The sequence below is a fragment of the Tersicoccus sp. Bi-70 genome, assembly GCF_001968825.1.
Classification (GTDB): Bacteria; Actinomycetota; Actinomycetes; order Actinomycetales; family Micrococcaceae; genus Tersicoccus.
In genome coordinates, this window is record NZ_MIEU01000016.1 from 58,357 (window position 1) to 72,001 (window position 13,645).

Below are 13,645 nucleotides of genomic sequence, written 5' to 3' on the forward strand. Positions count from 1 at the left end.
ACCGGCGCTCACGCCGTCACGACGAACGGGTCGAGCAGGGGCCGGAGCCCGGCCCGGACCCGGACGGTCAGACGCGTCCCGTCGGGATCGTGGTGCAGGGTGACGATCTGCGCGTCCGGCCCGTGCAGGCGGGACAGCACGTCGCCGCGCTCGTAGGGGACGAGCAGATCGAGGGCCTGGTCCGGCCGCGGGATGGTCTGCGCGATGCGTTCCTTCAGCTCGGCGACGCCCTTCCCGGTCCGGGCGGAGACGACGATGCTCGACGGTTCGCGCCGGCGCAACCGCTCGAGCGTCAATTCGTCCGCGGCGTCGGCCTTGTTCAGGACGATGACCTCCGGGATGTCCCGGGCATCGACCTCGGCGAGGACCTCGCGGACGGCCGCGATCTGCCCCTCGGGGTCCGGGTGCGAGGCGTCGACGACGTGCAGGATCACGTCCGCGTCGGCGACCTCCTCGAGCGTGGACCGGAAGGCCTCGACGAGCTGGGTCGGCAGGGACCGGACGAACCCGACGGTGTCGGCGAGGGTGTAGCCGATGCCGTCGTCGGTCTCGGCCTTGCGCACGGTGGGGTCCAGGGTCGCGAACAGGGCGTTCTCGACCAGCACCCCGGCGTCGGTGAGCCGGTTGAGCAGGGAGGACTTGCCGGCGTTGGTGTACCCGGCGATGGCCACCGAGGGCACCTCGTTGCGCCGGCGGTTGCCGCGCTTGGTCACGCGCGCGGGCTCCATCGCGGCGATCTGGCGGCGCAGCTTGGCCATCCGGGTACGGATCCGGCGACGGTCCAGTTCGATCTTCGTCTCACCGGGACCACGGGAGCCGATACCGCCACCGGCGACGCCGACGCGGCCACCGGCCTGCCGGGACATCGACTCGCCCCAGCCACGCAGGCGCGGCAGCAGGTACTCCAGCTGCGCGAGTTCGACCTGGGCCTTGCCCTCACGGGACTTGGCATGCTGGGCGAAGATGTCGAGGATCAGCGCGGTCCGGTCGATGACCTTGACCTTGACGATGTCCTCCAGACCGCGTCGCTGCGACGGGGAGAGCTCCGAGTCGACGACGACGGTGTCCGCGCCGGACGCGGCGACGATCTCGCGCAGCTCCTCGGCCTTGCCGGAGCCGAGGAACGTGCCCGGGTCGGGGGTCAGGCGACGCTGGACGATGCCGTCGAGCACCTCGGACCCGGCCGTCTCGGCCAGGGCCGCGAGTTCCCGGAGGGAGTTCTCGGCGTCGGCGGCGGTGCCGTCGGTCCACAGGCCCGCCAGCACGACGCGCTCGAGGCGCAGCTGCCGGTACTCGACCTCGGTGACGTCCTCGAGCTCCGTGGACAGGCCGGCGACACGGCGCAGCGCGCGCCGGTCGGCGCGGTCGCCCTGGTCGCCGTCGTAGTCGTTGCGGTGGTCGTCGCCCTCCGCGAGCGCCTGGGCCCGGCGGTCCAGGATGCGGCCCAGGGCGGCCTGGCCGGCGCCGGTCCGTCCGGTACCGGTCCCGGCACCGTCGTTCTGAGCACCGTCGTGGTGGCTGCCGTTCTCGCGGGTGCCGCGGTCGGCGCTGCCGTTCTCGTGAGTCTGCGACGTCCGGGCGCGGGCACCGGCATCGGTGACGGCGTCCTCCCGGGCGAGGATGCGATCGATGACGCCCTGCATGTCCTCGGGGCCCAGCTCGCGGGCCGGGGAGAATTCAGTGGGCTGTCGGGGGTGGGTCATGGTCTCCTTGATGGAATGCTCTGCCGTCCGGCGCGTCGTGTGATCCGCCGACGCGACGGGGTGTGTCCATGGTAGTCGCCGCGCCCGTCGGACGCGCCGATCCGTCCACATGATCAACGCCGGCGGCGCCGTCTCTCTTCCCGTGCCACCCGGACACCCGAGCCCGGCGTGACGTGGTGCCGCGTCCGGCGTCCTCACCACCGGGCCGTGCTCGCTAGGCTGGGACGGATGTCCGAGCACTACTTCTCCGCGCAGCCCTCCGGCCCTCTCACGGTGCGTCCCCTGACGGTCACGCTGGCCGACCGGACGGTCACGGTCAGCACCGCCGGTGGCGTGTTCAGCCCCGACGCCGTCGACAAGGGCACCGCGGTGCTGCTGCGGCATGCACCGGAGCCACCGGCCACGGGACGCTTCCTGGACCTGGGCTGTGGCTGGGGGCCGATGGCGCTCACGCTCGCGCTGCGCTCCCCCGAGGCCGACGTCGTGGCCGTCGACGTCAACGCGCGGGCGCTGGAGCTGGTGCGCCGCAACGCCACCGCGCTCGGCCTGGACCGGATCCTCGCCGCCGAGCCGGACGAGGTCCCGGCGGAGCAGACGTACGACCTGATCTGGTCCAACCCGCCGATCCGCGTCGGCAAGGCCGTGCTGCACGACCTGCTCACGACGTGGCTGCCGCGACTGGCGCCGGGCGGGACCGCGCTGCTCGTGGTGCAGAAGAACCTCGGCGCCGACTCGCTGCAGCGCTGGATCACCGACTCCCTGGCCGAACAGCACGGCGACGGGACGTTCACCGTCGACCGGGCGACCACCGACAAGGGATTCCGGCTGCTGCGGGTCGTCCGCGCCCGCTGACCATGCCGGCTGAGCGAGTCGGCTGAGTCGGCCGGGCGAGGCTGCCGGGTGCACCGGGCCGGTGCGCTCGCCACGCCGGCCGCGCTCCGGTCAGAGCAGGTCGACCCGTCCGACCAGCAGCGCCGGGCCGCTCAGTTCGACGTGCTCGGTGCCGTCCGCCGCGGCCGTGAAGGTCACGCCGACGACGCCGCCCGGCACCGCGACCGTGTACCGGTCCGGAGCGCCCGTCCCGGCCCAGAAGCGGATGGCTGCGGCGGCGGCGCAGGCCCCCGTCCCGCAGGACTGGGTCTCCCCCACGCCGCGTTCGTGCACCCGCATCGCCAGCGCCGCGACGCCGTCGTCCCCCACGAGCGGGTCCGCGGGCACCACGAACTCCACGTTCGTCCCGGCCGGCGGGAGCGGGTCCACACTCGGTGCCCGGGTGAGAGCGAGCGCGTCCAGTTCGGCGACCGAGGCGAGGGCGACGACGGTATGCGGGTTGCCCATGCTGATGGAGACGGCCGGCCGGTCGACGTCGACGCCGTCCGTGCGGACGAGGGCGTCGGCGCCGCGCTCGCGGGCCGTCGCGGCGTCGATCAGTGTCCACGGCCCCATGTCCACGGCGTAGCCCCCGTCGACGGCCCGCACGTACTTGACGCCGCCGCGGGTGCCGATGGGCAGCACCGTGCCGGGCTCGACGGTGGCGAGGCCCTCGCGGCGCAGGAACTCGGCGAAGACGCGCACCCCGTTGCCGCACATCTCGGAGAGGGAGCCGTCGGCGTTGCGGTAGTCCATGAACCACTCGGCGGCCGGCTCGGCGTCGAGCAGGGCCCGTCCCTCGGGCAGCAGCCGGGACGGGACAGCGCGGATCATGCCGTCGGCCCCGATCCCCCGGTGCCGGTCGCACAGGGCGGCCGCGGTCGGCTCGTCGACGGGCCGGCTGCCGTCCGGATCGGCCAGCACCACGAAGTCGTTGCCGGTGCCGTGGCCCTTGGTCAGGGTGACGCCGGACCAGCGTTCGGCGGCCCGGGCCAGCGCGTCGTCGTGTACCGCGTTCGGCGACGGGACCGTGGTCGACGGAGCGGTCGACGACGAGACGGTGTGCCCGGGACGGGCGCCTGCGGGCGGACCCGTGGGGGCGACGCCGTCGGGCAGGGCAGTGGCCGAGGTCACGGGGGGCATGCCCCCAGCCTATCGCCCGCCCTTCAACGCCGACTCGTCACCCGACGTAGACCGATGCCCGGGATCGGGCCCGGACGCAGCCTCTAGCGACGAACCGGCGACAGGTGGGTGAGGGCGGCCTCGAGCAGACCGGGCCGGTCGGTGCGGTCGACGTCGAGCCAGTGGACGCGCGGGTCGGCCCCGAACCAGGTGCGCTGGCGCTTGGCGAACCGCTGGGTGGCCGTCACGGTGTCGGCGATCGCGTCCGCCTCGCTCAGCTCGCCGTCGGCGACGGCGAGGAACTGCGCGTAGCCGATGGCCCGGGACGCCGTCCGGCCGCGGCGCAGTCCGGCGGCATCCAGCCGCGCGACCTCCTCCGCCAGACCCTGCTCGACCATGGCGTGCACGCGCGCGTCCAGCCGCTCGCGCAGGGCCGGGGTGGGCATCCGCAGGCCGAGCTGGACGGTGGGACGGACGTACTGGCGGTCGGGCATGAAGGAACTGAACGGCCGGCCCGTGAGCTCGTGCACCTCGAGCGCCCGGATCACCCGGCGGGCGTCGTGCACGCGGCCCGCCGCGACGGGGTCGACCAGCGTGAGTCGGGCCCGCAACGCCTCCAGCCCCCCGGCCTCGGCCTCCGCCTCGAGGCGTGCGCGGATGGCCGGGTCGGTGCCGGGCAGCTCGAGGCGATCCAGCGCCGCGCGGACGTACAGTCCCGAGCCGCCGACCAGGACGGCGCGGCGGCCGCGTGCGGCGATGTCGTCGATCGTGTCGCGGGCCTGCTGCTGATACGTGGCGACGGAGGCCTCGTCGGTCACCTCGAGGACGTCGAGCAGGTGGTGTGGGACCCCCCGGCGCTCGGCCTCGGGCAGCTTGGCGGTGCCGATGTCCATGCCGCGGTAGAACTGCAGCGCGTCGGCGTTGACGATCTCCCCGTCGAGGGCGAGCGCGACGTCGACGGCGAGGTCGGACTTGCCGGTGCCGGTCGGACCCACGATCGCGACGACGGGGGCCGGCTGACCGGTCACCGGTTCACGACCGGCTCGGCATCGCCACCCGGACGATGCGGGCGATCCGGACGACGGGTGCGCTCACGTCTCAGGCGCGGCCGGGCAGGGCCGGCATCCCGAGTGCGACGGCACCGGGTCGCCCGGCGGCCCCGCCGGCGGACGCCGGGGCGGGCACACCGCACGACTCGGCCTGCGCCCGGTCCCACGCGTCGCCGGCGCGCGTGCGGCGCAGCGCGTACTGCTCCGGCGCGGGGTCGGCGATCAGGTGGTAGGGCGCGGCCGCGGTGATGGGGACGGTGACCATGTCACCGGGGCGCGGCACCCCGGCCCCGGCGGGAACGGCGACGTGGACGAGCCGGTTGTCCCGGGCGCGGCCGGAGATCCGGCCCGTGGTGTCGGCCTTCGACCCGGCGGCGGCGGTGATCATCACCTCGGCGGTGCGGCCGATCAGGGCCCGGTTCTCCTCACCGCTGATGCGCTCCTGCAGGGCGATGAGCCGCTCGTAGCGTTCCTGGACGACGGCCTTGGGCACCTGGTGCTCCATCGTGGCCGCGGGGGTGCCGGGACGGATGGAGTACTGGAACGTGAAGGCGGAGGAGAAGCGGGAGGCCTCGACGACGTCGAGCGTGGCCTGGAAGTCCTCCTCGGTCTCCCCCGGGAAGCCGACGATGATGTCCGTGGTGATGGCCGCGTGCGGGAGGCGGTCACGGACCCGGTCGAGGATGCCCAGGAACCGGCTGGAGCGGTAGGACCGGCGCATCGCCTTGAGCACGGCGTCGCTGCCGGACTGCAGGGGCATGTGCAGCTGGGGCATGACGTTGCCGGTCTCGGCCATCGCGTCGATGACGTCGTCGGTGAAGGCGGCCGGGTGGGGGCTCGTGAAGCGCACGCGTTCGAGCCCGTCAACCGTGCCGCACGCGCGCAGCAGGTCCGCGAATGCACCCCGTTCGCCGAACTCGACACCGTAGGAGTTGACGTTCTGGCCGAGCAGCGTGACCTCGACGGCCCCGTCGTCGACCAGCGCCTGCACCTCCGCGAGGATGTCGCCGGGCCGGCGGTCGCGCTCCTTGCCGCGCAGGGACGGCACGATGCAGAACGTGCACGTGTTGTTGCAGCCCACGGAGATCGACACCCAGCCGGAGTGCGCGGACTCGCGCCGGGTTGGCAGCGTCGAGGGGAACACGTCGAGGGATTCGAGGATCTCCAGCTCGGCCTGCTGGTTGTGCCGGGCCCGGTCCAGCAGCGTCGGCAGGGCGCCGATGTTGTGGGTGCCGAAGACGACGTCGACCACGGACGACTTCGCGAGGATCGTGTCCCGGTCCTTCTGGGCGAGACAGCCCCCGACGGCGACCTGCATCCGCGGGTTCGCCCGCTTCGCGCCGACGAGCTGGCCGAGGTGGCCGTACAGCTTGTTGTCCGCGTTCTCCCGCACCGCGCAGGTGTTGAACACGACGATGTCGGCCTCACCCTCACCCGCGGTGTCCGGCACCGGCACGTACCCGGCGGCGTCGAGCAGGCCGCTGATCCGCTCGGAGTCGTGGACGTTCATCTGGCAGCCGAAGGTGCGCACCTGGTAGGTGCGGGGAGCCTCGGCGTCGATGGTCGCGGGCAGTGCGGGCAGAAGCGTCGAACTCACCGCACCAGCCTACCGAGCGGGCCGGCCGCACGGTTCTCACGGCCACCGACAGTCAGCAGCGGCCGGTCAGTACCATCCGGCGGACTGCTCGTGGCCCCACGCGCCACAGGGTGAGCCGTACCGGTCGGCGATGTACCCGAGGCCCCAGTCCACCTGCGTCCGGTAGTTGGTGAGCCAGTCCGCGCCCGCGCTGGCGAGCTTCGACGCGGGCAGGGACTGCGGGATGCCGTAGGCGAGGCTCGACGGGTTCGTCGCCGTCGTCTGCCAGCCGGACTCCCGATCCCACAGGGGCACGAGGCAGCTCATCTGGTCCTGCCCCCAGCCGTGGGCGCCGAGCCGGGACGCGGCCCACGCCTGTGCACCGGCCGGATCGTTGACGGCCCCGGTGGGCGTCGTGGTCAGCAGCGCCGGTTCCGCCGAGGTGACCGGGGACGGGGCGGGCGCGGCAGGAGCGGGGGCCGGCACCGCCACGGGTGACACCTGCCGGGCTGCTTGTCGCTGCGCGGCCTGCTGCTGAGCTGCTTGTTGCTGCGCGGCTTGCTGTGCTGCCTGCTGCTGCGCCGCTTGCTGTGCTGCCTGCTGCTGCGCGGCCTGCTGTGCTGCCTGCTGCTGCGCGGCCTGCTGTGCGGCTTGTTGTTGAGCCGCGGCCTGTTGAGCCGCGGCCTGCTGCGCCGCCCGCTGGGCGGCCAACTCCGCCGCCTGCCGCGCTGCCTCCTCACGGGCCCGACGCGCCGCTTCGGCGCGGGCGGCGGCCTGCGCCGCTCGGTAGGCCTCCGCGCGCCGGACTCCGTCGCGGTAGGTGATCTCGGCGCGCGCCGTGGTGCCCTTGAGGAGGGCCAGCTGGGCGTAGAGCTCGGTGCGGTGGGTCTGTTGGGCGACGACGATCCGCTGCGCGTCCTGCTGTGCCGCGATGGCGGCAGCCAGCGCCTGTCGGGCCTTCTCGGCCGTCCGGTCCCGCACCTGCTGGGCCGCGGCGGCCTGGCTCTCCATCGCCGCGAGGGTGTTGCGCCGCGACCGGTAGTCCTCGACGGTCCTGCCGGTGCGGGAGAGCACGACGCGCAGGATGCCGAGTTCGCGCGCCTGTTCGAGGTTGGCGGGGACGAGCAGGAGGGATGCCGTTCCCGCGTTGCGCCAGGCGGCGGAGGCGAGGACTCCGACCATGCGGGAGGAGGAGGCCAGCTGCCGGACGGCCTCGTCGCGGCGTTGCCCGACCACCTCCGCGGTGAATCGAGCGGCGTCGGCGGCCTGCTGGGCCAGCGCCTGCTCGGCCAGGCGTTGCACGGCAATGTCGGCGGCGCGGGCCGCCTCGGTCTCCTGACGATCCAGCAGGGTGGAGACGACCCCGATCTCGTGGACCTTGTCCGCCTCGGTGTGCCGGGCGCGACGCACCTGGTCCCAGCTCGGGTAGTCCCCCGGCCCGGCCTGCGCAGCGGGCACGGGAACGAGCGCCCCGAGTCCCAGGGCGAGGCAGAGGACGACGCAGCTGAGGGGCCGGCGGACCGGACGTGCACGTCGATGAGCGGCGGTGGCCATCAGCACACAGGCTAGGACGCCGCCGGGGCCGACCCGGCCGGATCGCGCAGGACACGCCGGAACGACACGCCGGACGAATGCGCCCGCGGCCGGGAACGACTCCGGGACGGCGGTCAGTCGTCGTCGGGGATGACGCCGTCCTCGTCCTCGCCGAGCACCTCGTTGACGGCCCGGAACGCCGTCCCGGGCGGATAGCCCTTGCGGGCGAGCATGCTGACCAGGCGGCGGACGAGACGCTGCCGGTCCGCGTCCGGGGACGCGAGCTCCCGACGATCCGCTGCGGTGACCTTGCGGCGGACGAGGGCGAGCGCCCCCTCGTACTCCTGCTCGTCGCTGACGTTCGCGAGAGCGTCGGCGACGGTGTCCCGGTCGACGCCCTTGAGCGTGAGCTCACGGCGGAGCGCCGACCTGCCGAGGTGTCGGTACTCCACCCGGCTGCTGACCCACATCCGGGCGAACTCGACGTCGTCGACCAGGCCCAGATCCTCGTACCGGTCCAGGACCGCGGTCGCGGCGTCCTCGGGCACGTTCCGGTCGGCGAGCTTCTGCTCCAGCTGTGCCCGGCTCTTGGCCGACCCGGTCAGCTGCCGCAACACGATGCTGCGGGCCACCTCCTCCGGGTCGGCCTCCGCCTCCGGCCGGGACGCCCTGTCGGAAGCACAGTCGGAGGCGTCACCGGCGGAGTTGCTCGGACCGCGTCGGCGGCGGCCGCCTCCGCCGCGTCGATCAGAACCCGTCGTCGTCCCCGACCGCCTTCAGCTGCGGAGAGCCCTGCTCGACGTCCGCGGCGCGGACACCGATGCCGAGCTTCTCGCGGATGCGCCGCTCCAGCTCGTCGGCGAGTTCCGGGTTGTCCTTGAGGAACTGCCGGGCGTTCTCCTTGCCCTGCCCGAGCTGGTCCCCGTCGTAGGTGAACCAGGCGCCGGACTTCTTGACCAGCGCGTGCTCCACGCCCATGTCGATCAGGCCGCCCTCGCGGGAGATGCCGTGGCCGTAGAGGATGTCGAACTCGGCCTGCTTGAACGGCGGGGCCATCTTGTTCTTGACGATCTTCGCGCGCGTGCGGTTGCCGACCGGGTTCGCCCCGTCCTTCAGGGTCTCGATGCGGCGCACGTCGATGCGGACCGAGGCGTAGAACTTCAGCGCCTTTCCACCGGTGGTGGTCTCCGGGCTGCCGAAGAAGACCCCGATCTTCTCGCGCAGCTGGTTGATGAAGATGGCGGTGGTCTTCGTCTGGCTCAGGCGGCCGGTGATCTTCCGCAGGGCCTGGCTCATCAGCCGGGCCTGCAGACCGACGTGGCTGTCACCCATCTCGCCCTCGATCTCGGCGCGCGGCACGAGCGCCGCCACGGAGTCGATGACGACGATGTCGAGCGAGCCCGACCCGACCAGCATGTCCATGATCTCCAGCGCCTGCTCACCGGTGTCCGGCTGGGAGACGAGCAGGGCGTCGGTGTCGACGCCGAGCTTCTGCGCGTAGTCGGGGTCCAGGGCGTGCTCGGCGTCGATGAACGCCGCGATGCCGCCGTTGCGCTGGGCGTTGGCGACCGCGTGCAGGGCCACCGTGGTCTTGCCGGAGGACTCGGGGCCGTAGATCTCGACCACGCGGCCACGCGGCAGACCGCCGATGCCGAGGGCCACGTCCATGGCGATGGAACTGGTCGAGATGGTCTCGATGGGGGCGCGCGTCTCATCGCCCAGGCGCATCACGGAGCCCTTGCCGAACTGCTTGTCGATCTGGGCGAGGGCGGTCTCGAGGGCCTTCTGGCGGTCGGCTGGTGCCGGCATGTCTCCACCTCTTCGGTCGTGGCCGCGGTGGCCAGGGTGTTTCGGACTGGGGGAATCCGCGGGGGCGGATCCGATGTCGGCAACGCTAGGCGGCAGCACCGACAAAAGCAGCGGAGTCGCTCCGCCTGTGGACAACGTCCGCCGGAACTCGCCCGGAACCGTCGTCCCGGAGCCGTCGCGAGGACGGTCGTTCCTGCTGCCCGAGCTCTCGGGAACGATGTTCGGACGAGTGCCGATCCTGCTTGCTCGTTCTGTTCTCGAGCCTACTGCGATCCGAACAGATATTCGAAGGCCCGACGCGGCGTGTTGCCATCGCGACCAGGCGTGGGCTCAGCGCCGCGGCGGGATGTCCCGGCCGAGTCGGCGGGACTCGGGCACGTCCTGCGCGTCGCACACGGCCAGCCACACCTCACGCGGATCGGCGCCGGTGTCGAGGGCGTCGACGACGCTGTGCCCGCCGAGCCGGGTCAGGACCAGATCGCGGGCGAGGACGCGGGAGTAGGCGACGCCGAACTCGTCGTCCATGAGTCGCCAGAAGTGGCTGGTGCGCATCGGTGTTCCTGTCGAGTGGTCGGGCGCCGGCCGGGTCCCGGCGCGACGATGGGGCCCACCGGACCGGCCGGTGGGCCCCATCGAGAGGATCGTGGACGGCTCTCGCCGCCGAGGAGTGGATCCGGGTCCGCGTCAGACGCGACCGGAGTAGAGCGGACGCGAGAACTGCTCCGGGACCTCGTCGGGGATCTCGGTGACGAACTCGCGGGACAGATCCGTCGGCACGGTGTCCGGCACCGTCACCCCGTCGGCGACGGCAAGCCGATCGCTGACCTCGCGGAGAAGGAGGGAGAGCGGGACGGACAGGGCCGAGCAGATGGACGACAGCAGTTCGGACGAGGCTTCCTTTTGGCCACGCTCGACCTCGCTGAGGTAACCGAGCGAGACTCGCGCGTCGTGACTGACCTCCCGGAGCGTGCGGCCCTGGCGTTGACGGACATCACGCAGCACATCACCGATCTCGTGACGCAACAGCACCATCGTGCGCTCCTTCTGGTCGTGTTTCGTCTCTGCGGCCAGACCCACTTCGCGCCAACGGACGACGCCGTTCACGGATACGGGTTCCTTCACCATCTGTGTCGTCAACTCCTGTTCGGGTGGACCCCCGCGCTGCCGTGGCCTCGAGGTGATTCCATGCTACCGGGGCCGTCGGCGCCGGTTCACTGATGACAACCGTCTGACGTCACGTTTTGTTCCGACCGGTGTTCCGGTCGGAAGTCCGCGGCGTCGTGCGTGCCCGGCTGTCACCGGGGCTCTCCAGCCTAGGAGCGCGGGCTGGGGATCCACTGACGTGAAGCTGGGGGTCGACTGTACGACCCGGAAGGCCCGTGTCCGTCAGAAGGTGCCCACCCGGCGAACGCCCGTCGGCTGACCCACCGCGGCGGCCACGTCGGCGGGAAGCGCAGCCCCGGACGTCAGGGTCGTGGCCCGGGCCGCCATCTGGTCGGTGGTCAGACCCCAGGCGGCGAAGGCGTTGCTCCAGCTGGAGTGCAGCGCCGTCAGTTCCGCGTTGGACTGGTACCGCCGCAGCAGCGTGTCCAGCTCGCCCAGCGCGACGACCGTCGGCTGCACCCCTACCTTGCGGTCACCGACGAGGTTGCCGTTGATGGACGCGAAGATCCGGTCACCGGGCACGCCGGACTGGCCGCTGAGTGCGTAGACCTGGAACAGCCCGGTGGTGGTGAAGACGTTGTTGCTGGCCTGGATGTTGCGGGTCACCCAGGTGCAGGTCGGATCCGGGATGGGACGACGCGTGTCGTGCCCGGCCCAGCTGGCCACCGCCTGACGACGGGCGTCCTGGAAGACCTTCAGGCCCATGAACGTGTTGCCGCCGATGAGGTTGTTGAACACCTTCACGTTGCCGGTCGAGATGATCTGGATGCCGGTGGTGTTGTCGGTCGCCCGGTTGTCCGCGATGATGCCCGACTCGGAGATCTCGGCCTGGATGCCGGTGGTGGTGTTCGCCGACGCCGTGTTGTGGGTGATGGTGAAGTCCGTGTCGGACTCGTCCAGCCACACACCGGCACTGCGGTTGCGCAGGAAGTCGTTGTTGCGGATGGTCATGCCCCGCGTGCGGACGATCTTCGCCCCGGCCGCGGTCGGCGCGGGCTTGAAGTACTCCGTGTTGTTGTCGTTGATCGCGTTGTCGGCCAGCGTCAGGCCGTCGGCCTGGTACCCGCCGAGACCGACCATGCCGTTGCGCAGGAACGAGTTCCGCTGCAGCGTCTGGCCGGTCTTGGCCGCCGAGACGCCGGTGGTGGCGTTGTCCGAGACCTCGGTGTCGCGCATCGCCGCGCCGACACCGGCGAGGTAGACGACGCCGTTGCTGGAGAGGGGATTCGCGTAGCGGCGGATGCCGATCCCGCGCAGGACGGTGCCGTCCGAGGCGACCTCGAAGGCCTGCGAGAGGTTGCTGGCACGCACGGACGCACCGGCGGGGTTGGAGCCGATGGTCAGCGTGTGGTTGCCGTAGTCGACGGAGAAGGTCCCGGCCACGACCGCGGACGCCGAGCCCACCTGACGCAGCGGGGTGCCGTTGACGAAGACCATGTCCGGGTACGTGGACATCGGGTGGGCCGGATCGGTGAACCGGGCGAAATCGGTGTTCGTGGTGCGGTGGGCGGGACTGTCGAACGTCGCCGTCCAGCCCGAGCTCACCCAACGGGTGCCCGACTGGCTCCAGGCGGTGACGGGCACCGACCCGTCGAACCAGACGGCCTCCCGCGGATAGGGCTGGACGGTGAGTCGCTTGCCGCGCGGGATCGCGACCCGCTCGTGGTAGGTGCCGCCCCGCAGGACGACGGTCTGTCCGTTGGCGGCGCGGTCGACGGCGGCCTGGGCGGTGCGCATCGGGGCCGCGACGGTGCCGGCCGCACCGTCGTTGCCCGTCGGCGAAACCACCAGGGCGCCCGAGGGCACGCCGTAGTCCGCCGTGCCGATCGCGGGAGCACCCCGGGAGCCCGACGTCGCCGGAGCAGGGGCCGGGGCAGGAGCAGGAGCCGGGGCGGGTGCCGGCGCGACGGCGGTGACGGCCGACGTCGACGTGCCGCGGACGTTGTCGAAGGAGACAGTGCGCGTTCCGGAGGTCGGGGCGTTGTACAGGTTGACCCCGACGGCGCCCGCCGTGGTCACCCGGTCGGTCGCGGCGTCGTCGCGGGTCAGCGTCCAGGCCGTGGGCTCCGTCGCCCCGGCGGCCCAGACCTTCACCCGGACGGTGACGGGCGAGGTGCCGACCGTCTCGGCGCGGACCGCGTACCGGCCGCCACCGGCCACCGACCCGGGTGCGGTCACCTCCGGGGCGATGGTCGTCGTGGTGCCGGCGGCGTTGGTCCGGCTGATCGAGGCACGGAGCGTCCCGTCGGGTCGGACGCGCACCACGGTCGTGTACGCGGCCTTGCCGGAAGCGCGGAGCGTGACGCCGTTGAAGATGCCCATGCCGGATGCGGGCAGCGCATCCACGCCGAAGTCGGCGTTCATCCGGGTGTCCAGGGAACTGACCGAGGTCAGGGTCGCGACCTGCCGGGCGCCGGCGGCGAGCTGGGCCCGGGCCGTGCCCCCGGAGACGGACAGCCCGGTCGTCGCCGCGCTGCTCCAGGCACCGCCGGTCGTCGCCGATCCGAGTCCGGATGCCACCGTGCGGTCGAAACCGTCGGCGGCCACGGTGGTGTCCGCGGCGTGAGCGGGTGTCGCGACGAGCAGGGTCGTGGCGAGCAGGAGAGCGGGGGCGATCGCCGCACGGCGGCGGAACGAGCGCAGAGCAGGGCAGGGCGAAGTGACGGCCATGATGTCCTCTGGGGTCAGCGAGGGATGATCACGGAAAAGCTACACCTCGTCCGGCTACTCGCCGGTCGGTCGCGAAACGATCACGACTATGCGTCCAGCGAAGCGTTCATGCCGGCAGGAGAATGCATGACAACGGCACAGGTGAGCCA

Annotated in this window: 11 protein-coding genes; 1 reads left to right on the plus strand and 10 read right to left on the minus strand. The window is 72.4% G+C overall.

Translation table 11 applies throughout. The features are described 5' to 3' along the window. Positions 1 to 8: 8 nt before the first annotated feature. Positions 9 to 1,703: a GTPase HflX gene (gene hflX / locus BGP79_RS12890; RefSeq protein WP_076696176.1), complete on the minus strand. Its 1,695-nt coding sequence runs from the start codon at positions 1,701 to 1,703 to the stop codon at positions 9 to 11. A gap of 228 nt (positions 1,704 to 1,931) precedes the next feature. Between hflX and BGP79_RS12895 the strand changes: the two genes are divergently transcribed. Then, positions 1,932 to 2,555 carry a class I SAM-dependent methyltransferase gene (locus BGP79_RS12895; protein WP_076696178.1) on the plus strand — a complete coding sequence of 208 codons (624 nt, stop codon included), beginning with the start codon at positions 1,932 to 1,934 and terminating at the stop codon, positions 2,553 to 2,555. Positions 2,556 to 2,645: 90 nt separating this feature from the next. Here the strand turns inward: BGP79_RS12895 and dapF are convergent, their stop codons facing one another. From dapF to BGP79_RS12940, 9 genes are all read right to left on the minus strand, one after another. Further along, on the minus strand, positions 2,646 to 3,716 hold the full coding sequence (gene dapF, locus BGP79_RS12900; protein WP_083701917.1) for a diaminopimelate epimerase: 1,071 nt from the start codon (positions 3,714 to 3,716) through the stop codon (positions 2,646 to 2,648). An 83-nt stretch (positions 3,717 to 3,799) separates the two neighbouring features. Continuing rightward, positions 3,800 to 4,723: a tRNA (adenosine(37)-N6)-dimethylallyltransferase MiaA gene (gene miaA, locus BGP79_RS12905; RefSeq protein WP_076696180.1), complete on the minus strand. Its 924-nt coding sequence runs from the start codon at positions 4,721 to 4,723 to the stop codon at positions 3,800 to 3,802. A gap of 70 nt (positions 4,724 to 4,793) precedes the next feature. Then, positions 4,794 to 6,341, minus strand: a complete 1,548-nt coding sequence (miaB, locus tag BGP79_RS12910; protein WP_076696182.1) for a tRNA (N6-isopentenyl adenosine(37)-C2)-methylthiotransferase MiaB — start codon at positions 6,339 to 6,341, stop codon at positions 4,794 to 4,796. A gap of 66 nt (positions 6,342 to 6,407) precedes the next feature. Continuing rightward, entirely contained in the window at positions 6,408 to 7,874 is a 1,467-nt protein-coding gene (locus BGP79_RS12915; RefSeq protein ID WP_143588420.1) for a hypothetical protein, read from the minus strand. A gap of 113 nt (positions 7,875 to 7,987) precedes the next feature. Continuing rightward, positions 7,988 to 8,485 carry a regulatory protein RecX gene (locus tag BGP79_RS12920; protein ID WP_076696186.1) on the minus strand — a complete coding sequence of 166 codons (498 nt, stop codon included), beginning with the start codon at positions 8,483 to 8,485 and terminating at the stop codon, positions 7,988 to 7,990. Positions 8,486 to 8,600: 115 nt separating this feature from the next. After that, positions 8,601 to 9,662 (minus strand): recombinase RecA, encoded by a 1,062-nt coding sequence (gene recA / locus BGP79_RS12925; protein WP_076696188.1) that lies wholly within the window; start codon positions 9,660 to 9,662, stop codon positions 8,601 to 8,603. 330 nt (positions 9,663 to 9,992) lie between these two features. Then, on the minus strand, positions 9,993 to 10,214 hold the full coding sequence (locus BGP79_RS12930; RefSeq protein ID WP_076696190.1) for a DUF3046 domain-containing protein: 222 nt from the start codon (positions 10,212 to 10,214) through the stop codon (positions 9,993 to 9,995). A gap of 132 nt (positions 10,215 to 10,346) precedes the next feature. Beyond that, a complete protein-coding gene (locus tag BGP79_RS12935; RefSeq protein ID WP_076696192.1) occupies positions 10,347 to 10,787 on the minus strand; it encodes a helix-turn-helix domain-containing protein in 441 nt (146 codons plus the stop codon). A 261-nt stretch (positions 10,788 to 11,048) separates the two neighbouring features. Continuing rightward, entirely contained in the window at positions 11,049 to 13,496 is a 2,448-nt protein-coding gene (locus BGP79_RS12940) for a right-handed parallel beta-helix repeat-containing protein (RefSeq protein ID WP_076696193.1), read from the minus strand. Positions 13,497 to 13,645: the final 149 nt, after the last annotated feature.

Coding starts and splice junctions, on each gene's coding strand:
- BGP79_RS12935 (WP_076696192.1), bottom strand. CDS start 10,787: ATGGTGAAGGAACCCGTATCCGTGAACGGCGTCGTCCGTTGGCGCGAA.
- BGP79_RS12915 (WP_143588420.1), bottom strand. CDS start 7,874: ATGGCCACCGCCGCTCATCGACGTGCACGTCCGGTCCGCCGGCCCCTC.
- BGP79_RS12895 (WP_076696178.1), top strand. CDS start 1,932: ATGTCCGAGCACTACTTCTCCGCGCAGCCCTCCGGCCCTCTCACGGTG.
- recA (WP_076696188.1), bottom strand. CDS start 9,662: ATGCCGGCACCAGCCGACCGCCAGAAGGCCCTCGAGACCGCCCTCGCC.
- BGP79_RS12930 (WP_076696190.1), bottom strand. CDS start 10,214: ATGCGCACCAGCCACTTCTGGCGACTCATGGACGACGAGTTCGGCGTC.
- BGP79_RS12940 (WP_076696193.1), bottom strand. CDS start 13,496: ATGGCCGTCACTTCGCCCTGCCCTGCTCTGCGCTCGTTCCGCCGCCGT.
- dapF (WP_083701917.1), bottom strand. CDS start 3,716: ATGCCCCCCGTGACCTCGGCCACTGCCCTGCCCGACGGCGTCGCCCCC.
- hflX (WP_076696176.1), bottom strand. CDS start 1,703: ATGACCCACCCCCGACAGCCCACTGAATTCTCCCCGGCCCGCGAGCTG.